General features: G+C 66.2%; 19 protein-coding genes. 2 read left to right on the top strand and 17 right to left on the bottom strand.

Annotated elements, in window-relative coordinates:
• Window positions 1–34: 34 nt before the first annotated feature.
• The 7 genes from AC3IT0_RS07315 to AC3IT0_RS07285 form a co-directional block, all read right to left on the bottom strand.
• Window positions 35–328, bottom strand: coding sequence for a YciI family protein (locus tag AC3IT0_RS07315; protein WP_489323081.1), 294 nt, complete (start codon window positions 326–328; stop codon window positions 35–37).
• A 55-nt stretch (window positions 329–383) separates the two neighbouring features.
• A complete protein-coding gene (locus AC3IT0_RS07310) occupies window positions 384–923 on the bottom strand; it encodes a hypothetical protein (protein ID WP_489323080.1) in 540 nt (179 codons plus the stop codon).
• The gene (locus AC3IT0_RS07305; protein ID WP_489323079.1) at window positions 920–1,585 is read right to left on the bottom strand and encodes a MarR family transcriptional regulator; all 666 of its coding nucleotides are present in this window, start codon (window positions 1,583–1,585) and stop codon (window positions 920–922) included. Before AC3IT0_RS07305 ends, AC3IT0_RS07310 begins: the two co-directional genes overlap by 4 nt.
• A gap of 87 nt (window positions 1,586–1,672) precedes the next feature.
• Window positions 1,673–2,368, bottom strand: coding sequence for a hypothetical protein (locus AC3IT0_RS07300; protein ID WP_489323078.1), 696 nt, complete (start codon window positions 2,366–2,368; stop codon window positions 1,673–1,675).
• A gap of 48 nt (window positions 2,369–2,416) precedes the next feature.
• The gene (locus AC3IT0_RS07295; RefSeq protein WP_489323077.1) at window positions 2,417–3,748 is read right to left on the bottom strand and encodes a M50 family metallopeptidase; all 1,332 of its coding nucleotides are present in this window, start codon (window positions 3,746–3,748) and stop codon (window positions 2,417–2,419) included.
• 18 nt (window positions 3,749–3,766) lie between these two features.
• Window positions 3,767–4,951 carry a 1-deoxy-D-xylulose-5-phosphate reductoisomerase gene (gene dxr, locus AC3IT0_RS07290; RefSeq protein WP_489323076.1) on the bottom strand — a complete coding sequence of 395 codons (1,185 nt, stop codon included), beginning with the start codon at window positions 4,949–4,951 and terminating at the stop codon, window positions 3,767–3,769.
• A gap of 34 nt (window positions 4,952–4,985) precedes the next feature.
• Window positions 4,986–5,732, bottom strand: coding sequence for a TSUP family transporter (locus tag AC3IT0_RS07285; RefSeq protein WP_489323075.1), 747 nt, complete (start codon window positions 5,730–5,732; stop codon window positions 4,986–4,988).
• Window positions 5,733–5,778: 46 nt separating this feature from the next.
• On the opposite strand from AC3IT0_RS07285, the gene AC3IT0_RS07280 reads away from it, so the two are divergent.
• A complete protein-coding gene (locus AC3IT0_RS07280; protein WP_489323074.1) occupies window positions 5,779–7,245 on the top strand; it encodes a lipase maturation factor family protein in 1,467 nt (488 codons plus the stop codon).
• A 13-nt stretch (window positions 7,246–7,258) separates the two neighbouring features.
• On the opposite strand, the gene AC3IT0_RS07275 is transcribed toward AC3IT0_RS07280, so the two are convergent.
• Genes AC3IT0_RS07275 through AC3IT0_RS07245 form a run of 7 tightly spaced genes read right to left on the bottom strand, consistent with a single transcriptional unit; the run spans window position 7,259 to window position 15,234 of the window.
• Window positions 7,259–8,098 carry an HpcH/HpaI aldolase/citrate lyase family protein gene (locus AC3IT0_RS07275; protein ID WP_489323073.1) on the bottom strand — a complete coding sequence of 280 codons (840 nt, stop codon included), beginning with the start codon at window positions 8,096–8,098 and terminating at the stop codon, window positions 7,259–7,261.
• Window positions 8,095–8,667, bottom strand: a complete 573-nt coding sequence (locus AC3IT0_RS07270) for a MaoC family dehydratase (protein WP_489323072.1) — start codon at window positions 8,665–8,667, stop codon at window positions 8,095–8,097. Before AC3IT0_RS07270 ends, AC3IT0_RS07275 begins: the two co-directional genes overlap by 4 nt.
• Window positions 8,664–9,431, bottom strand: a complete 768-nt coding sequence (locus AC3IT0_RS07265) for a CoA transferase subunit B (RefSeq protein WP_489323071.1) — start codon at window positions 9,429–9,431, stop codon at window positions 8,664–8,666. The genes AC3IT0_RS07270 and AC3IT0_RS07265 overlap by 4 nt, the downstream gene beginning before the upstream one ends.
• 2 nt (window positions 9,432–9,433) lie before the next feature.
• The gene (locus AC3IT0_RS07260) at window positions 9,434–10,228 is read right to left on the bottom strand and encodes a CoA transferase subunit A (protein WP_489323070.1); all 795 of its coding nucleotides are present in this window, start codon (window positions 10,226–10,228) and stop codon (window positions 9,434–9,436) included.
• Window positions 10,229–10,248: 20 nt separating this feature from the next.
• The gene (locus AC3IT0_RS07255) at window positions 10,249–11,412 is read right to left on the bottom strand and encodes an acyl-CoA dehydrogenase family protein (protein WP_489323069.1); all 1,164 of its coding nucleotides are present in this window, start codon (window positions 11,410–11,412) and stop codon (window positions 10,249–10,251) included.
• A 2-nt stretch (window positions 11,413–11,414) separates the two neighbouring features.
• Complete coding sequence (locus AC3IT0_RS07250) at window positions 11,415–13,619, bottom strand: acetyl/propionyl/methylcrotonyl-CoA carboxylase subunit alpha (RefSeq protein WP_489323068.1); 2,205 nt, start codon at window positions 13,617–13,619, stop codon at window positions 11,415–11,417.
• 7 nt (window positions 13,620–13,626) lie between these two features.
• Window positions 13,627–15,234: a carboxyl transferase domain-containing protein gene (locus AC3IT0_RS07245; RefSeq protein ID WP_489323067.1), complete on the bottom strand. Its 1,608-nt coding sequence runs from the start codon at window positions 15,232–15,234 to the stop codon at window positions 13,627–13,629.
• A gap of 201 nt (window positions 15,235–15,435) precedes the next feature.
• On the opposite strand from AC3IT0_RS07245, the gene AC3IT0_RS07240 reads away from it, so the two are divergent.
• The gene (locus tag AC3IT0_RS07240) at window positions 15,436–16,095 is read left to right on the top strand and encodes an SACE_7040 family transcriptional regulator (RefSeq protein WP_489323737.1); all 660 of its coding nucleotides are present in this window, start codon (window positions 15,436–15,438) and stop codon (window positions 16,093–16,095) included.
• 112 nt (window positions 16,096–16,207) lie between these two features.
• Here the strand turns inward: AC3IT0_RS07240 and AC3IT0_RS07235 are convergent, their stop codons facing one another.
• The 3 genes from AC3IT0_RS07235 to pdhA are packed head-to-tail and all read right to left on the bottom strand — an operon-like array spanning window position 16,208 to window position 19,697.
• On the bottom strand, window positions 16,208–17,569 hold the full coding sequence (locus AC3IT0_RS07235) for a dihydrolipoamide acetyltransferase family protein (protein WP_489323066.1): 1,362 nt from the start codon (window positions 17,567–17,569) through the stop codon (window positions 16,208–16,210).
• An 8-nt stretch (window positions 17,570–17,577) separates the two neighbouring features.
• Window positions 17,578–18,588: an alpha-ketoacid dehydrogenase subunit beta gene (locus AC3IT0_RS07230; protein WP_489323065.1), complete on the bottom strand. Its 1,011-nt coding sequence runs from the start codon at window positions 18,586–18,588 to the stop codon at window positions 17,578–17,580.
• The gene (pdhA, locus tag AC3IT0_RS07225) at window positions 18,588–19,697 is read right to left on the bottom strand and encodes a pyruvate dehydrogenase (acetyl-transferring) E1 component subunit alpha (RefSeq protein ID WP_489323064.1); all 1,110 of its coding nucleotides are present in this window, start codon (window positions 19,695–19,697) and stop codon (window positions 18,588–18,590) included. Before pdhA ends, AC3IT0_RS07230 begins: the two co-directional genes overlap by 1 nt.
• Window positions 19,698–19,785 lie beyond the last annotated feature (88 nt).

The raw sequence follows: 19,785 nt of genomic DNA, 5'->3' as shown, positions 1-19,785 counted from the left end.
ATTAGGTGTTTCGGTAGTGAAAAGGGTCCGGGAATCAGGATGCGTGCGCGGCCAGGAGGCCGATCACGGGAGTCCACTCGGTAGTCCGGATCCCGGCAATGGTGCCGGCGACGGCGAACGGGTCTTGCTTCAGGAGTTCGTTCAGCTGGGCTTCGTCCTGAACCTTGAAAATCAGCAGGGCGCCTGCCCCGTCACCGTAGGGTCCGCTGGTCAGCAGCTGGCCCTGGTCCGCGAGACCGGCCAGCCAGGCGCGGTGCGCGGGGCGGTGGTCATCACGGACGGCGGAGGAATCGGCGGCGTACACATACTCAACGGCAAAAACAGTCATAAGGACACCCTATCCCCAGGCGTGCTCTGGCGCCGATCCGGGAAGGCAGCAAGACTCACTGCAGGAACAGCACCTTGATCACTGCCGCCGTTCCCGCAGCCCACAGCATGGACGTGAGCGTTCCGATAATGAATCGCTCGGCAGCCACGGGGGTCTCCTTCAATTCGGCGAACCTGCCCAGGCCTTTGATGGCCACAATGTAGGCAATGGCCACCGGCTGTCCGGTCAGGATGGCCACGCAGACGCCCAGGCGTTCCAGGACTCCGATGATTGCCCCGCCGCGCAGGATCCGCTGGGCCGGCAGCGTGGGTGCCGGCTGAGGAGCGTCCGACGGCGGCTGGCCGCCACCCACGGTCAGCTCGCCGTCGACGGTTTGCCCGCCTTTGTGATGATCCGCACCAGCCCGCGGTGTTCCCGAAACAGTGTCCACCGTGACATCGGCTGAAGGATCCTGGGCTGATGCGTCCTGGTCCGATTTCGTGGCCGCGTCCGCTTTGTCGTCAATGGTTCTGGCGAGCCGGAACACCAGTGCGGTCACAGGCCACCCTGCGAATCCGGCCACCAGCAGGGCAGCTGTGATCCAGAGTGCGTTCACCGGGCTCCTTCAATCTGGGAATGGGCGTAGTCAAGGAGCATGGCCGCGGCAGGTCTGGCGGCCCATTCCTCCTGCCAGCCGGACCTGAGCACCGCACGGCTCACCGACTGCTCCGTGATTCCCAATTCCTGGGCCACGTGCTTCTGGCTGCCATGCTTTCCATCGCCGCCCTGGAGCGCGCGCAACCGGTCCACCACCCGCCACTGAGCTGGTGTGCGTTGCTGCACCAACCGTCCGATGAGGCGAAGCACCGCCTGGGCATTTGCACTGGTCATGGCACCTTTCTTGGCGTACGGAGGCATCTCCCGTCCACGGCCAATACTGCCGGACACCACTGACAATGCAACCTGACCGGCCGAGCCCTTGGCGAGTTCCACGGCCTTTCGCGCCGCCACAAAGCCACTCCCGGAACCTTCCCTGGGGCTTCCGCCCGGAGTGAGCTGCACGGCCCCGATCCCTATCCCGACGTACCAGTGCCCGCTCCGGAGTGCGTACAAGGCGATCTCCACCACGTCTTCGGCACGTTCCACAACACCCTGGAGTTCATCACCCACGGACCGCTCAAAGGGCGCCGGAGTGAGGGTGCGCAGCGCGGCGATCAGATCGGGAACGCGGTCGACGTCGGCAGTGCTGCCGCGCTGGTCGATGGTCAGTACGAACATGCCTTAACCGTACGCAGATGATCACACATAATCAATCCAAAATAGCTGATTATTAAATATCAGCCAATAAAGGCTGATTTGCGAGAATCATCCGGTCCGCTCAGACGCCGCCGTGGCCTGCCGGGTTCCGGTCCAGGCGATCCAACCACCGGCGACTGCCATCAGGACGGCGCCGGCGGTTTGCGTCGGCAGGCTGCTTCCTGTTGTTGCCTGCCCCAGGACAACGCCCAGGACGTAGAACACCACGGCGCCGGCCGCCCAGAGTGCCCCCGCCCAGCGTGGCAGCACGTGGGAACGCCATACCGCGATCCCCAGCAGCACCGTGCCAACGAAGGCGAGCAGCAGGCCCAGCAGGAACGCCCCGGTCATGGACCCCGGGAATTCAAGCTGCATCACGTCCTGGTTTCCGCCCAGGTATGCCTTTCCGATGGCGGGGGTGACAAACGTGGAAATCACGGCCGGCACGAGCAGTAAAGCCGCACCGACGACGGCGGTGACCATAGAGGCCAGTGCCAGGCGTCCCGTCCGGCTGTTGGCCATGGAACAGCCCAGGGCAAAGAGACCGAAGAGGGCCAGGATGGTGCCTGCGGTGCTGCCGAAAAGATGGCTGGCCTGGTAGGAGTCGGAGCTGACAAAACGGGCCCAGGCCTCAGGGTCCTTCGCCTGGTCCGGCTGCGGCTCCAGCGTGGACCAGGCGGTGACGAGCCACGCGACAGGCAGCGCCCATAACCCTGCCCTGATCCAGCGGGTGGTGTCCTGCGATTGGCCGGCGAACGTGCCCATGTTTCATGGTAGATCCGGGACATCCGCCCAGCCAGGCGCCCGCGGGAGTCAGCCGAACAGGTTCACCGGTTTCACGATGTCGGCGTAGATCAGCAGCGCGCTCATGCCCATCAGCAACGCGGCCACCACGTAAGTCACGGGAAGCAGTTTGGCGATGTCGAAGGCGCCGGGATCCGGTTTGCCGAACAGCTTGGCCACCCGTCGCCGCGCCCCCTCGTACAGCGCTCCGGCCACATGGCCGCCGTCGAGGGGAAGCAGCGGGATCAGGTTGAAAACCGCGAGCGCAAAGTTCAGGCCGGCGAGCAGCCCTACCAGGGCGCCAATCCTGGACTGGAGCGGAACTTCCTCCATGGCCGCTACTTCACCGGCCACGCGCCCCACGCCCACCACGCTGATGGGGCCATTGGGGTCGCGCTCTTCCTCGCTGAATGCCGCCTGGGCAACGCCCACCACCCGGGCGGGCAGGTTGAAGACGACACCGGCCACTTGCCTGATGTTTTCGCCCGCCATGGGCAGGACGGACGACGCCGGCTGGGGAACCAGTTCGGTCTGCGCGCCGATGCCCAGGAAGCCGACGTCCTGGTAGAGGAGGGTGCCGGCGTCGTCCTTGGCCTGGCGTCCGTCCACGCCGACGACGGGGCGGGCGGAAAGCACCGGTGTCACAGTAGTGGTGACGGGCGCGCCGTCGCGCTCCACGGTGATGCTGACTTCCCGGCCCGCGGAGGCGCGGATCCAGTCGGTCAGCTGGTCCCAGCCGGTGACAGCTTTCCCGTCAAAGGACGTGACCACGTCGTTGGGCAGGAGCCCGGCAGCCGCAGCGGGGGTCAGTTGGCAGTCCGGGGAATCGGGATCAACAGTTTGGCCGGCCGCCACCTGGCACTTGGAGACGTCGGCGATGGTGGTGGTTGCCATGGCCATGCCGAAGCCCATCAGCAGGACGGCGGTCAGGACCACACCGATCAGCAGGTTCATGGCCGGCCCGCCCAGCATCACGATGATTTTCTTCCACACCGGAAGCCGGTAGAACACGCGGTTTGCGTCCTCCGGGCCCACTTCCTCGTGTGCCATGGACCGGGCTTCAGTGGCCAGCGTCTGGTACATGCCCGTGCTGGAAGGGCGTACGGTGCCGTCCTCCTTGTTGGGCGGATACATGCCGATCATGGACACATAGCCACCCAGCGGGATCGCCTTCACCCCGTATTCAGTTTCGCCCTTCCGCTTGGACCACAGGGTGGGGCCGAAGCCGATCATGTACTTGGTGACGCGCACCTTGAACAGCTTGGCGGGCACCAGGTGCCCCACTTCGTGCAGCGCAATGGACACGGCAATGCCGATCGCCACAAAGACGACGCCGAGGATAAAAAGGAGGACGGGGCTCATGCGTGGATCTGCTGCTTCCTAGAGACTGCTGACTGCTAAACGTTCGTGGGCGCGCGTGCGTGCCCAGTCTTCAGCATCCAGTACCGACTCCAGCGTCAGCCCGGAGGATCCTGAATGTTCGCTGAGGACGGCATCGATGGTGTCCACGATTTCGGTGAAGCGGATGCGGCCGGAGTGGAACGCCATGACTGCTTCCTCGTTGGCCGCGTTAAAGGCGGCGGGAAAGGTGCTCCCCTGCTTGGCGGCGTCCTTGGCCAGGTCCACGGCCGGGAAGGCCACAGAGTCCAGTGGTTCGAACGTCCAGTTGGTGGCCTTGGTCCAGTCACACGGGGAGGCCGCTTTGGGGACCCTGTCCGGCCAGGCCAGCCCTAAGGCAATGGGCAGGCGCATGTCGGGCGGGGAGGCCTGGGCGATGGCCGATCCGTCGACGAACTGGACCATGGAATGGACCACCGACTGCGGGTGGACCACAACGTCGATCCGGTCCAGCGGGACGTCGAAAAGCAGGTGGGCTTCGATGAGCTCAAGGCCCTTGTTGACCAGGGTGGCCGAATTGGTGGTGACCATCAGCCCCATGTCCCAGGTGGGGTGGGCCAGGGCCTCCTTCGGGGAGACGTCGTGGAGCTGCTCCCGCGTCCGGCCGCGGAACGGACCTCCGGACGCTGTCAGGATGAGTTTTTCCACCTCGGCCGCGGAGCCGGAGCGCAGGCACTGCGCTATCGCTGAGTGCTCGGAGTCTACCGGCACGATCTGCCCCTCACGTGCGGCCGCCTTAACGAGCGCTCCGCCCACGATCAGCGATTCCTTGTTGGCCAGCGCCAGCGTTGCACCTGACTTCAGGGCGGCGAGGGTCGGGGCGAGCCCGATGGACCCGGTGATGCCGTTGAGCACCACGTCCGCCTCAACAGCGGCGATGCGGGCCGAGGCGTCCGGGCCGGCGATGATTTCGGGGCGGTAGTCCTGCCGTCCGGCGAGGCGGGCGGCCTCCGAGATCAGGTCCTGCAGCTGCCGCGGATCCCCCGCCGCGATGCCCACAGCGCCGGCACCGGTGTGGACGGCCTGGCGGGCCAGGAGCTCCAGGTTTCCGCCGCCGGCACTGAGCGCCACCACCTCAAAAAGGTGCGGAGCGCCGTCGACGACGTCAATCGCCTGTGTGCCGATGGAACCGGTGGATCCGAGGAGGACGATTCTGCGAGGCTGCATTGGTTAAGTATCCCGCACCCGGCCCGCGGTCCGGTCAGCCCGCCGCCAGCTCGATGAAACCTTTGGCCAGCGTGGACACGGCACCGATGTAGGCGATGGCCACCACGATCCGGCGGACGGAAGCCGGTTTGACCTTGCCGGACAGCAGATCGCCTGCGATGATTCCGGCCACCATGGCGGCAAGGATGCTGAGCCATTGCCAGCCGTCCAGGCCGGGAACGTGTCCTCCGGATAGTACGTACTTGCTCACCAGGGACGACAGGCCGGTGGTCACAAAATAGGGCTGGAGGGTAGCGCCGAAACTTTTCTGCTCCCAGCGGGTGGCAATGGCGTAGGCGGTGATGGCCGGTCCGCCGACGCCGGCTGCCGCGTTCATCAGCCCGCTGGTGAAGCCGAGGGATGCCATGGGGACGGGCCCGCTGGCGCGCCAGGAGCTGCGGGTCAGCCGCTGCGAAGCCAGCAGGGCGATGATGAGGAGGATGCCGATGCAGATCTCCAGCGGCGCTTCGGGCACGTTGCTGGCCAGCCAGGCGCCCGGCAAAACACCCGCCAGGGCGGCGAGCGCCAGTCCGAAGTAGCGCTTCCACTCCACATGCCGCCAGACCCTGGAAAGGATCAGGAGGGATGAGGCTGCGCCGCACAGGTTGATGATCATAACGCCGTCGAAAGGTCCGAGCAGCACCACGAGGACGGGAGAGACGAGAAGGCCGAATCCGAGGCCGGCCAGCCGCTGGGCCAGTGCCCCTGCAACGACGGCAATGAGCACCAATGCAAACACCATCCGATCCTAGTGGGCGGACCGCGTCGCCGGGCGTAACGTGGATTGCGTGGACTGGGTTTCCTGGTTCGATGCGCGGGAGTACGGATTCGCCCGGCAAGTGCTGCAGCGAGGTGTGGCGGCGCTGTTCTTTGTTGCGTTCCTGTCCTCCCTGAACCAGTTCCCTGCATTGCTGGGCCAGCGCGGCCTGCTGCCGGTTCCGGACTATCTGGAAGGCTTCAGCGCGCGCCGGCGGCCCACGCTGTTCCGTTGGCGTTATTCGGACCGGCTGCTGCGTGGTGTCTGCGCCACCGGACTCGCAGTTTCCGCCCTCCTGGTGGCCGGCATCCCCCAACTTGGGCCGCCGTGGGTTCCGCTGATCGCATTTCTGGCCCTGTGGCTGCTCTACATGTCGATCGTCAACGTGGGGCAGACGTTTTATGGCTTCGGCTGGGAGATGCTGCTGCTGGAGGCCGGGTTCACGGTGGCCTTCCTTGGCTCGGACCAGACGGAGCCGCCGCGCACCATTCTGATCCTGCTGGCCTGGCTCGTGTTCCGGCTGGAGTTCGGCGCCGGGATGATCAAGATCCGCGGCGGCCGGGAGTGGCGTGACCTGACGGCCCTCTACTACCATCATGAAACGCAGCCCATGCCGGGGCCGTTAAGCCGCCAGGCACATCTACTGCCCAAACCCTTCCACCGGCTGGAGGTCCTGGGGAACCATTTCGCCCAGTTGGTTGTGCCGTTCTTCCTTTTTGCACCCCAGCCCGTGGCAAGCGCCGCAGCCGGAATCGTCATCTTCACCCAGCTGTGGCTGGTGGGCAGCGGCAACTTCGCGTGGCTTAACTGGATGGCCATTGTGCTGGCCTTCGCCGCGGTCAGCGACCCCGCGGCCCACGCCGTATTGCCGTTCCTGCCGCTGGATGGGGATCCTGGGGAAGGCAGCCGCGGCAATCCCCCCTACTGGCTCGCCATCACCCTGGTGGCCACGCTGCTGCTGGTGGTCCTCAGTTACTGGCCGCTGCGCAACCTGCTCTCCAAAGGGCAGCTGATGAATGCCAGTTTCAACCGCTGGCAGCTGGCCAACACGTACGGCGCCTTTGGGACCGTGACCAGGCACCGCGTCGAGATCGTGGTGGAGGGCACCCTGGACGAGGAACCTGAGGACTCGGCGGACTGGCGTGAATATGGGTTCAAGGGCAAACCTGGAGACGTGCGCCGGCTACCCGGCCAGTGGGCGCCGTATCACCTGCGGCTGGACTGGCTGATGTGGTTCCTGCCGTTGCGCACGGTCCACGAGGAGTGGTTTTACGCCTTCCTCACGAAGCTGCTGGAGGCGGACCGGCAGACGCTGCGGCTTCTCCGTGCGGACCCGTTCGACGGCGATCCGCCGCGTTGGGTGCGTGTCAACAGCTACCTGTACCGTTTCGCCACCAGGGCGGAGTTCCGGGAGACCGGTGAGCGCTGGGTCCGGATGCCGCTCTATGAGGCCATCGCGCCGCTGTCCCTCGGCGGTTCCCGCGGGCGGCGCCGGTGAGTCGGGGCGGGCCCTAGGAGCGGATGCCGGCCCGGCGGATGGTGGCTTCCGCGTGCTTGAGGATGGGGCCGTCGATCATTTTGCCCTCGTGCTGGAACACGCCGGATCCGGCAGCAGCAGCGACCCGCAGCAGTTCGGTGGCGGCGGCGACATCGGCCTCGGACGGGGCGTAGGCGCCCCTGACAACGGCCGCCTGCGCGGGGTGGATGCAGGCTTTGGAGCCGAATCCTGACGCTGCGGCATCGGCGGCCTCCAGCGCCAGCCCGTCAAGGTCCGGGATGTTGACGTACACGGCGTCTACGGCTTCTTTCCCGAAAGCCCGTGCGGCGAGCAGCACCGCGGACCGGGCGTGGAGCGCCACGGCGCGGTAGCCGCCGTCGTCCGTTCTGCTGGACGTGCCGCTGAGGGAAGCCAGGAGGTCCTCCGCGCCCCACATCAGTGCCACCACGTTGGGGGCTGCCGCGATGGCGGGCGCGTTGAGGATGCCGGCGGCGGTCTCGCACAGGGCGATGACGTGGTAGTCCGCCAATGCTTCAAGCTGTGCCGCGTTCTCAGCCTTGGCCAGCATCACCGTGCGGTACGGCGTGTGGGCCAGGCAGTGCAGGTCCTTCTCGAACTCGTCGGTGCCGGCCGGGTTGATCCTGATGATAGTGCGGCTGGGATCAAGTTCCGGCCCATCCCCGGCAGCGCCCAACTGGGCCAGGATCGCGCCGCGGGCCCGCTGCTTGTCCGCGGGTGCCACGGCGTCCTCGAGGTCCACAATGACAGCGTCCGCGCGTTGGGCGGCCTTGGGGAAACGCTCCGGGCGGTCGGCAGGGCAGAAGAGCAGGGCAGGACCCATCACAAATGTCATACGGACATTGTCCCCTTTTCGGGGCCCTGACCGCTCCCCTTTTCAGCTGCTGCAGGCTGCACCTGTTGTCCAGAAGACTGCGCCGCATGGGCCTCTCGCGTCCACATGAGGCAGCTCCGCGTGGCCAGCGCCACCACGGTGCCGTCCTGGTTCCGGCCGGTGTGCTGCATGGTCACGATCCCCTGGCCGGGACGCGATCCCGAGAGGCGTTTCTGCGTAATCACTGTCCCGGTGTAGAGCGTGTCGCCGTGGTACAGCGGGTGCGGGAAGGAGACGTCCGTCAGGCCCAGCTGCGCGATGATGGTGCCCTGCGTGAGCTGCGATACGGACTGTCCCACCAGGGTGGACAGCGTGAACATGGAGTTGACCAGCCGCTGGCCGAACGGCTGCCCTGCGCTCCAGGCGGCGTCCAGGTGCAGGGCCTGGGTGTTCATGGTGAGCGTGGTGAACAGGACGTTGTCCGCCTCGGTCACGGTGCGGCCGGGCCGGTGCGCGTAGACAACACCTTCCTCGAGCTCGTCAAAATACAGGCCACGCTGTTCGATGACCCGGGGAATGTCCGCTGTCATACGGTGAGCTCCTGGTCCTCTTCGAACAGTTCGGCGCCGGTGGCCGCCGCCACGTCCTCCACGGAGACGTTGGGGGCCAGCTCGCGGAGCACCAGCCGGGACCGCCCGCCTTCGGTGACGACGTCGATCACGGCGAGGTCGGTGATGATCCGGTCCACGCAGGCCTTGCCGGTCAGCGGCAGCGAGCAGTGTTCCACGATTTTGGCGTTGCCGTTGCGGTCCACGTGTTCCATCATGACGATCACCTTCTTGGCGCCGAACACCAGGTCCATGGCCCCGCCCATGCCTTTGACCATCTTGCCCGGGATCATCCAGTTGGCCAGGTCGCCGTTCTGCGCCACCTCCATGGCGCCGAGCACGGCCACATCCACATGCCCGCCGCGGATCATGCCGAACGACGAGGCGGAATCGAAGAACGCGGCCCCCTTGTTGACCGTGACGGTTTCCTTGCCGGCGTTGATGAGGTCCGGATCCACTGCGTCCTCGCTGGGGTACGGTCCCACGCCCAGGATCCCGTTCTCCGAGTGGAGCACCACTTCGACGCCGGCCGGGATGTAGTTCGGAATGAGCGTGGGCATGCCGATGCCTAAGTTGACGTACTGCCCGTTGCTGAGCTCCTGCGCCACCCGGGCGGCCAGTTCGTTGCGCGTCCACCCTTTGGCCTCCGGATTGGTGCCTTCCTGATGGCCGACGGCGGCACGCCGGTATTCGTGGCGGACGGCTTCGGGGCGGGGAGGCGCTCCCTGCGTGCTGCTGGACTCCATGGCTACGCTCCTGCCTGTTCGGTGGCGCTCTGGGTTCCGGCAGCCGGTGCAAGGGCCACAGTCCGCTTTTCGATCCGCTTCTCACCGGCCGGTACAACCACCACCCGCTGGACAAAGATGCCGGGCGTGTGGACGTGCTCCGGGTCGAGTTCCCCCGGATCCACCAGCTCCTCCACTTCGGCGATGGTGATTTTTCCCGCCATGGCGCAGAGCGGGTTGAAGTTCATGGCCGTGGCGTGGAAGACCAGGTTGCCGTGGCGGTCGCCTTTCCAGGCATGCACCAGTCCGAAGTCGGGTGTCAGGGATTCCTCCAGGACATAGTCCACATCGTTGAAGGTCCGTACTTCCTTGGGGGCGGAGGCGATCGCGATGCCGCCGTCGGCGTCGTACTTCTGCGGCAGGCCGCCGTCGGACACCTGCGTACCCACCCCCGCCTTGGTGTAGAAGGCGGGGATCCCGGCGCCGCCGGCCCGGAGCTTCTCCGCGAGCGTTCCCTGCGGGGTCAGCACCACCTCAAGCTCACCGGACAGGTACTGGCGCGCGAACTCCTTGTTTTCGCCCACATAGGAGCTGACGGTGCGCCGGATCCTGCCGTCGCGGAGCAGGACGCCCAGCCCCCAGTCGTCCACGCCGCAGTTGTTGCTTACGGTTTCCAGGTCCTTGGTGCCGTGCCGGTGCAGGGCGTCGATCAGGGCCACCGGGATTCCGCAGAGACCGAACCCTCCTACCGCGAGGGACGCGCCGTCGGGAATGTCCGCAATGGCTTCCTCGGCGCTGGCAACAACCTTGTTGATCATCGTTGGTCCTTTCAGGCCGGTTACAGTCCGAGTTCGCGGGCGATCAGCATCAGCTGGACCTCCGTGGTGCCCTCCCCCACTTCAAGGATCTTGGAGTCGCGGTAGTGGCGTGCCACGGTGAATTCGTTGATGAAGCCATAGCCGCCGAATACCTGGGTGGCATCCCGCGCGTTGTCCATGGCCGCCTCGCCTGCGACCATCTTAGCGATGGCCGCCTGCGTCTTGAACGGCTTACCGGCAAGCATTCTCGCGGCCGCGTCGTAGTAGGCCAGCCGGGCCGTATGGGCCCGGGCCTGCATGCGGGCAATCTTGAACGCGATGGCCTGGTACTTGCCGATGTGGTGGCCGAACGCCTTGCGTTCCTTGGCGTACTTCACCGACAAATCAACACAGCCCTGAGCCGCCCCCGTTGCCAGCGCCGCGATGGCAATCCGGCCTTCGTCCAGGATGGAGAGGAAGTTCGCGTAGCCCCGGCCTTCCTCGCCGAGCAGGTTCGCCTCCGGAACCCGGACGTCCTTCAGCGTCAGCGGATGCGTGTCCGAGGCGTTCCAGCCCACCTTGTTGTAGGCCTTCTCCGCCTTGAATCCCGGTGTGCCGGTGGGCACCAGAATGGTGGAGATCTCCTTCTTCAGGGTCCCGTCCTTGCGCTCCTTTTGGCCCGTCACGGCCGTGACCGTGACCAGGCGCGTGATGTCCGTGCCGGAGTTGGTGATGAACTCCTTGTTGCCGTTGATCACCCAGCCGCCGTTCTCACGCCGGGCATGGGTCTTGGTGCCGCCGGCGTCCGATCCGGCTTCCGGCTCCGTCAGTCCGAAGCCGGCGAGCGCCTTGCCCGAAGCCAGCAGCGGGAGCCACTCCTCCTTCTGGGCCCCGGTGCCGAAACGGTACACCGGCATCGCACCAAGGGAGACCCCTGCTTCCAGCGTGATGGCCACGGACTGGTCCACACGGCCCAGTTGTTCGAGGGCGATCGCCAGGGCGAAGTAGTCCCCGCCCATCCCGCCGTGCTCTTCGGGGAACGGCAACCCGAACAAGCCCATGTCGGCCATCTGGGACACCACTTCGTACGGGAAGCTGTGTTCTTCATCGTGCTTGGCCGAGACCGGCGCCACCACGTTGTCCGCGAAATCCCGGACGGTGTCGCTGAGGTCCTGGTATTCCTCGCTGAGTTCAAAATCTGCCATGGCTAGGCTCCCTTGCCTGTGTTGTTGGAATCCTTGTTGGACTCGTTGGTGGAATCCTGAAGTGAATCCGTGTCTGAATCCGTGATCGAAGGGTGGATGGTTGCCAGCACCTGGTCCGCCTTGACCGGCTGACCGGCTTTGACGCTGATGTGGACCGTGCCAGCCACCTCTGCCACCAGCTGGTGCTCCATCTTCATCGCTTCCACGGAAAGAAGTACCTGGCCGGCTTCCACGGCGTCGCCGTTGCTGACGGCAACGGACACCACCGTGCCGGGCATGGGCGAGCGGACCTCCGGGTCCGCGGTACCTTCCTCGCGCTCGATAGCGGCGAGCACGCGGACGAGCCGTGACTCCCGCGTCAGCACCTCCAGCCGGCAGGACCAGCCTTGGTTGCCGAGGAACAGTTCCGCGGGGCCGCCTGCGTTATCCGCGTCCGGGCTGCCGGGTCCCCAAGACACCGGCGCCAACGAGTACGCCGTGGTTTCGCCGTCGAGGGTCAGGACCAGGCTTCCGCGGCCCGGCATTCGCAGGGAGGCCGTACGCCAGGGCCCCTCGCCGACGCAGACCTGGACGGGACCGGCGGCCACACGGCCTGTGACACCCACTGAGGCGATGCCGCCGTCGGGCGTTCCCAGGCTGATCCGCCGGGGCGCCGGCGCTCCGATGCGCCAGCCGTTGCCGGCCTGCCACGGGCCGGAAGGCGTCACCGCGCGGTCCTGTTCCCCGCCCACGACGGCGAACAGGGCGGCCGCGACCAGTTCGGCGTCATCAATCCGCCGGAACGCGAAGTCCGGCATCTTCCGCTCGATCAGGCCGGTGTCGAGATGCCCGGCGCGGACGTCGCCGTCGTTGATCAGCAGCCGCAGGTACTCAACATTTGTGTCGATGCCAAGGGCTGTGTAGCCGGCGAGCGCCGCGTCCAGGGTGTCCAGGGCAACGGTGCGGTCCGGGCCCCACGCGATGACCTTGGAAATCATGGGATCGTAGCTGGAGGAGATCTCGAGCCCCTCCAGCAGGGCCGAGTCCACCCGGATTCTGCCGGCTCCGTGACCTGGCATTTCGTCCAGGAGGAGCACGGTCCCGGTGGACGGCATGAAGTTCCGCTCCGGGATTTCGGCGTAGACGCGGGCTTCGGCGGCGTGACCGTTGAGTTCGACGTCGTCCTGGCGGACGGTCAGTTCCTCACCGGCGGCGATGCGGACCTGCCATTCGACGAGGTCCACGCCGGTGACCATTTCGGTCACCGGGTGCTCCACCTGGAGACGGGTGTTCATCTCCATAAAGAAGAACTCCTCAGGGGCCTCGTCGGAGACCAGGAACTCCACGGTTCCCGCGCCGCTGTAGTGCACGCTGCGGGCCGCCTGGCAGGCGGCCTCCCCGATCCGCGCCCGGGTGGCCCCGCCGTCGTGCAACGACTCCAGCAACGGCGACGGCGCTTCCTCAATCACCTTCTGGTGGCGGCGCTGCAGCGAGCACTCGCGCTCCCCCAGATGGATCACGTTGCCGTGGTTATCGGCAAGGACCTGCACCTCGATGTGCCGAGGTGCGCGGACCAGCCGTTCAAGGAAAAGGGTGTCATCGCCGAAGGCGCTCGCGGCGACGCGGCGGGCGGTGGCCAGCGTGGCTTCGAGGTCCTCGTGGCGTTCCACGATGTGCATGCCCTTGCCGCCGCCGCCCGCCGACGGTTTGATGAGCAGCGGGAAGCCGACGGCGGCCGCGGCTTCCATGAGTTGCGTGTCGGTCATGCCCGGCTCGGCGATGCCCGGCACCACCGGGACTCCATAGCCGGCCACGTGGTTCTTGGACCGGATCTTGTCGCCCATGACGTTCAGGGATTCGACGCCGGGGCCGATGAAGGTGATGCGGGCGGCTTCGAGGGCCCGGGCAAAATCGACGTTCTCGCTGAGGAAGCCGTAACCGGGGTGGACTGCCTCTGCACCGGTGTCGCGGCAGGCCTGGATGATGGCCTCGATTTTGAGGTAGCTCTCTGCGGCGGCGGCGGGGCCAATCCGCACGGCAGTGTCAGCCTCCCGTACGTGCCGGGCCCCGGCGTCGGCGTCGCTGTAGACGGCCACGGAACGGATGCCCAAGGCACGCAGGGTGCGGATGACGCGGCAGGCGATCTCCCCTCGGTTGGCGACGAGCACGGTGTTGAACAGGGGCTGCTGCCGGGTTGCCGACGGAACGGCGGGCGAGGAAACGGTCATGGCTGGCTCACATCCGGAAAAGGCCGAAGGAGGTCTCCGGCAGCGGGGTGCGGGAGACGACGTCGAGCGCCAGCCCCAGGACAGTGCGGGTGTCCGCGGGGTCGATCACGCCGTCGTCCCACAGGCGTGCGGTGGAGTAGTAGGGGCTGCCCTGGTCCTCGTACTGCTGTTTGATCGGGGCCTTGAAGGCTTCCTCGTCGTCGGCGGACCATTCCTCGCCGGCCGCTTCGTACTGGTCACGCTTGACGGTGGCGAGAACACCGGACGCCTGGTTGCCGCCCATGACCGAGATGCGGGACGCCGGCCACATCCACAGGAAGCGCGGCGAGTAGGCCCGGCCGCACATGGAGTAGTTGCCCGCCCCGAAGGACCCTCCAATCACCACCGTCAGCTTCGGCACCCGTGCCGTGGCGACGGCGGTGACCATCTTGGCGCCGTTCTTGGCAATGCCGCCCTGCTCGGAATCCCGGCCCACCATAAAACCGGAAATGTTCTGCAGGAAGACCAAGGGAATGCCGCGCTGGTCGCACAGTTCGATGAAGTGCGCGCCCTTGAGGGAGGACTCGCTGAAGAGCACGCCGTTGTTGGCCACGATCCCCACCGGGTGCCCATGGAGCCGGGCGAAACCTGTGACGAGCGTGGTGCCGTACTCCTTTTTGAACTCGTGGAACCTGCTGCCGTCCACCAGCCGGGCAATGACCTCGTGCACGTCGTACTGCGCATTGACGTCCGTGGGCACCGCCCCATAGAGCTCGGCGGGGTCCGCAACGGGTTCGACGGCGGTGTCCACGTCCCACGCGGGGGCGGCCGGCTTCGGCAGGGTGGCCACGATGTCGCGGACGATCTGCAGGGCGTGCTCGTCGTTTTCGGCCAGATGGTCCGTCACCCCGGAAATCCTCGAGTGGACGTCGCCGCCGCCGAGTTCCTCCGCGGTGACGATTTCGCCGATGGCTGCCTTCACCAGCGGCGGACCGCCCAGGAAGATGGTGCCCTGGTTCCGCACGATCACCGTCTCATCGCTCATCGCCGGAACGTAAGCGCCGCCGGCCGTGCAGGAACCCATCACCGACGCAATCTGCGGGATCTTCGCGGCAGACATCTTCGCCTGGTTGAAGAAGATCCGGCCGAAGTGTTCCTTGTCCGGAAAGACTTCGTCCTGCTTCGGAAGGAACGCCCCGCCCGAGTCCACCAGGTAGATGCACGGCAGCCGGTTCTCCAGGGCTATCTCCTGCGCGCGGAGGTGTTTCTTCACCGTCATCGGGTAGTAGGTGCCGCCTTTGACGGTGGCGTCATTGGAGATCACCAGCACCTGGCGGCCGTGGACCAGGCCGATACCGGCAATGACCCCAGCACCCGGCGAGTCGTTGTTGTACATGCCATTGGCGGCAAGCGGCGCGATCTCCAGGAACGGGCTGCCATCATCCAGCAGGCGGTCGATCCGTTCCCGGGGCAGAAGCTTGCCGCGGCCCACATGGCGCTCCCGCGACTTCTCCGGCCCGCCCAACGCGGCCTCAGCCAGCCTGGCCCTGAGCTCGGCGGCGAGCGCGAGCTGCGCGGCGTTGTTTACAGCAAACGCTTCACTTGCGGCATCAAGCCGGCCGGCGAGGGTCTCCATCGACTGCGTCCGTTCCTCATCTTTGAAAGCATCAAGGCTCCGGCGAAAGCCGCAACCCAACTCAGTTAGTGCGTTGTAACTGAATTCAGGTTAGTCTCTATTAACTATGATGTCCAACACATCGGGGCATTGCTAGAATTTGCTGGTCCTAGGAGGAAAAGCGTGCCCACCACCCGACCGGTCAAGCCGTCCACACCCGCACTGTCAGAGCAGCCGGATTCGGCAACCCGGCCAGCTTCGGCAACGCCGGCGGTTCCCGGCACGCCCCGCAGCCAGGCGAAGGAGAACCGCCGCCAGGCGCTGCTCGCCGCCGCCGCGGCACTGTTCGCCCGCAACGGGTTCAACCGGGTGTCGCTGGAAGATCTGGGCGCCGCAGCAGGTGTCAGCGGCCCGGCCGTCTATCGCCACTTCCAGGGCAAGCAGGCCGTGTTGGGAGACCTGCTGCTCACCGTCAGCCGCGAACTGCTCGACGGCGGCCTGCGCGTCATTGCCGAAACCACGGACCCTCTCGCGGCGCTCCGCAGGCTGGTGGGGTTCCAGGTGGAGTTCGCGCTGGGCAAGCCCGACGTAATCCGCGTGCAGGACCGGGATTTCAGCAACCTCTCCCAGAAGGACCAGTCCGAGGTCCGGGCACTGCAGCGGAACTACGTGGAGATTTGGGTGGAGGTCCTGGCGCTGCTGCATCCGGGCACCGACGCCGTCGACCTGAGGATGCGGGCCCACGCCACGTTCGGCCTGATCAACTCCACGCCGCACTCGGTGCGGAACCACGGACGCAAGATTGCGCCCAAAACGGCCCGGCCACTTCTTGAGAGCATGGCTCTGGCGGCGCTCCTGGTGGACGCCCCCCAGGCCTCCTGACAAGAGGGGCGGGCCCTCAGGGGTTCCTGGCAACAAGAACTGCCCTGGCCCGCTTGACCGGTGCTGGGCAGCACCGGATAAGCGGGCCAGGGCAGCTCGTGCAGGTCGTGGGTTAGACCATCGTGAGCACTATGCCGGGTTCGGCCAGGATGGCACCGACGTCGGCGAGGAACCGCGAGCCCTGCTCTCCGTCCACCAGGCGATGGTCAAAGGACAGGCTCAGCGTCATGACCTGGCGCAGGGCCACCTCATCCTGGAATTCCCAGGGCATCTTCCGCACGGCCCCCATGGCGAGGATGGCTGCCTCCCCGGGGTTCAGGATGGGAGTGCCCGCGTCGATGCCGAAGACCCCGATGTTCGTGATGGAGATGGTGCCGCCGGAAAGGTCTGCCGGGGCGGTCTTCCCGGCCCGCGCCGTCTCGGTCAGCCCGGTGAGGGCTTCGGAGAGTTCCAGCAGCGACAGGGTATCCGCGTCCTTGATGTTCGGCACGGTGAGCCCGCGGGGAGTCGCGGCGGCGATGCCTAGGTTCACGTAGTTGAACTGCACAATCTCCTGGCTTGCCTCCTCCCACCGCGAGTTCAGCGACGGGTTCCGCCGCAGCGCGATCAGCACCGCCTTGGCCACCAACGTCAGCGGCGTGAGCTTGTACCCGGCAAAGGCCCGGCTCGCCTTCAGCTTGGCAAGCAGGTCCATGGTGGGCGTGACATCCACCGTGAGGAATTCCGTCGCATGCGGAGCCGTGAACGCACTCGCCACCATCGCGGCCGCCGTGAACTTGCGGACACCCTTGATAGGGGTGCGGACTTCCCGTCCGCCCTGTTTCGTCAGTCCCGCAGCGGAAGCCGCATCCGAAACCGCGGAAAGATGGCGCACCGGCGTCGACAGTTCGCCGCCGCCAACAAAATTCTGGACATCCTCCCGCGTTATCAGTCCGCCGGCTCCGGTGCCCGCGACCGCGGCCAACTCGATGCCGAGGTCCTTGGCCAGTTTCCGGACCGGCGGGGTGGAGCGTGGGCGCTCAGTGTCAACGGCCTGCGTTCCGGCAGTCTCGGTTTCGACAGGCTCAACCACCGAACTACGAACAGGCTCAACCGCCGGCGCTGTGAAGTTGCGGGCCCGGCGGGCGGGACGCCCTGAGCTTTCGACGACGGCGCCGTACCCAACGAGGTTGGGTTGCCGTTTGGGCGCCTCCCCCTCAGCCGGCGCAGCCCCCGAAGGTGAGGCGCCGCCGTCGTCCGCTACTTCGAAAGAGACGATCGGCTTGCCAACCTCCACGATTGTTCCCGGCTCTTCATGGAGCGCAGTGATCACACCCGCGAAGGGTGACGGCAGTTCGACTACGGCCTTTGCGGTTTCCACCTCGGCGATGACCTGGTTCAGCGTCACAGTGTCCCCCACTGCCACCTTCCAGCTGAGGATTTCGGATTCCGTGAGGCCTTCGCCGAGGTCCGGGAGCCTGAATTCCTTGATCATGGCGGCGCTCATCCTTCCAACCCGCTGAGGGAGTTCGGGCGTCCGAGGGCGCGGTCCACGCCGTCGAGGATCCGGTCCAGGCCGGGCAGATGGTGCATTTCGAGCTTGGAGTACGGGTAGGGAATATCGAACCCCGTGATACGGACCGGGGCGGCTTCGAGGTGGTAGAAGCACCGCTCCGTGATGCTGGCCGCCACTTCGGCGCCCAGGCCACCGGACTGGCCGGCTTCGTGGGTGACCACCAGCCTGCCTGTTTTCCGGACGGAAGCTTCCACGGTGGCGTAGTCCACGGGTGCCAGCGAGCGCAGGTCGATGACCTCGATGGAGATGCCTTCGTCGGCGGCCGCCGTTGCCGCGTCCCTGGCGGTCTTCACCAACGGCCCGTAGGCCACGAGCGTCACGTCCGTGCCCTCGGTGACAACGCGGGCGGAGTCCATGGGCAGCGCAGTGCGTGGATCGATGCCCTCATCCACTTCACCTTTGTCGTGGTAGCGGCGCTTGGGTTCGAAGTACAGCACCGGGTCATCGGACAGGATGGCCTGCTGGATCACGGTGTGGGCGTCCTGCGGGTTGGAGACGCTGACCACGCGAAGACCCGAGGTATGTGTGAAGTACGCCTCGGGCGACTCGGAGTGGTGCTCGGGTGAGCCGATGCCGCCCCCGAACGGGACGCGGATGGTGATGGGCATCTTCACGGTCCCCTGCGTGCGGTAGTGCAGCTTTGCCACCTGGCTCACGATCTGGTCGAAGGCAGGGTAGATGAAGCCGTCGAACTGGATCTCCACCACCGGGCGGTACCCGCGGTAGGCGAGGCCGACGGCGGTGCCCATGATGGCCGACTCGGCCAGCGGCGTGTCCACCACGCGGTGGGTGCCGAAATCCTTTTGGAGTCCATCGGTCACCCGGAACACACCGCCGAGCGTACCGATGTCCTCGCCCATGAGGATGACTTTTGGATCGTTTTCGAGGGACTTGCGCAGGCCGGAATTAATGGCGCGGGCAAAGGTCATCTGGGTCATCAGCGTGCACCTTCTTCTGAGGTGGCACCCGCGGGATCGCCGAAGGATGCCAGGTAACGGGCGTAGTGGTCCTGCTGCCGGTCCAGCCACGAGTTGGGCTCGCTGTACACGTGCTTGAAGATGTCCATGGGCTCCGGGTCCGGCATGCCGATGCAGCCCGCACGGAGTTCGCGGGCGACGGCCTCCGCCTTGTCCTGAACGTGCTGCTGGACCTGCTCGGTGAGGAGGCCCTTGCGTTCCAGCAGGGACTTGACCCGCCGGATGGGGTCCTTCGCGGCCCAGTCCTCCAGTTCGTTGGCGTCACGGTAGCGGGTGGGATCGTCAGCGGTGGTGTGCGGTCCCATGCGGTACGTGACCGCTTCGATGAACGTGGGTCCTCCGCCGTGCCGGGCACGGTCCAATGCGACGCGGGTGGCGGCCATCACGGCCAGCACATCATTGCCGTCCACCCTGAGGCTCGGAATTCCGAACCCAGCGGCCCGGTCTGCGATCTGGATGTGGGACTGCAACCGCACGGGCTCCGAAATGGCCCAGTGGTTGTTCGAGCAGAAGAAGACCACGGGTGCCTGGTAGCTGGCGGCAAAAACCATGGCCTCGTTGACGTCGCCCTCGCTGGTGGCACCGTCGCCGAAGTACGTCACCGCCACCGAGTCGGCGCCGTCGTTCTGGATGCCCATGGCGTAACCGGTGGCGTGCAGGGTCTGGGCGCCGATGATGATCTGCGGGGTGGCCATATTCACGGTGTACGGATCCCACCCGGAGGAGGCAGTGCCACGCCACACCCGCGTAATGTCCGTCACGTCCACGCCGCGGCAGTACGCCACACCGTTTTCCCGGTAGCTGGAAAAGACAAAGTCGTCCTCGCGCAGGGTCCTGCCGGAACCGACTTGCGCCGCCTCCTGACCCAGCAGCGGGGGCCAGAGACCGAGTTCGCCCTGGCGCTGGAGGGCGGTGGCCTCAACATCGATCCGCCGAATGACCGTCAGGTCCTCGTAGAGGGAACACAATTGCTCATCCCCGATGTCCTTCACCCAGGGATCGAACTCCGGGTGGCTGATCCGCTCCCCTGCCGGGGTAATCAGCTGGATCAGGTTCCTGTCTGTAGACACGATGGCACGCAACCTTCTTACGTCGTTTGACCGGAGCCTGGGGACTTGTGGTCCCGCCCGCCGCCGGCCGCCCGGGCGCCGTTGCCCC

Source organism: Pseudarthrobacter sp. KH_020_B (genome assembly GCF_057840185.1).
This window is presented reverse-complemented; position numbering and strand designations above follow the sequence as displayed.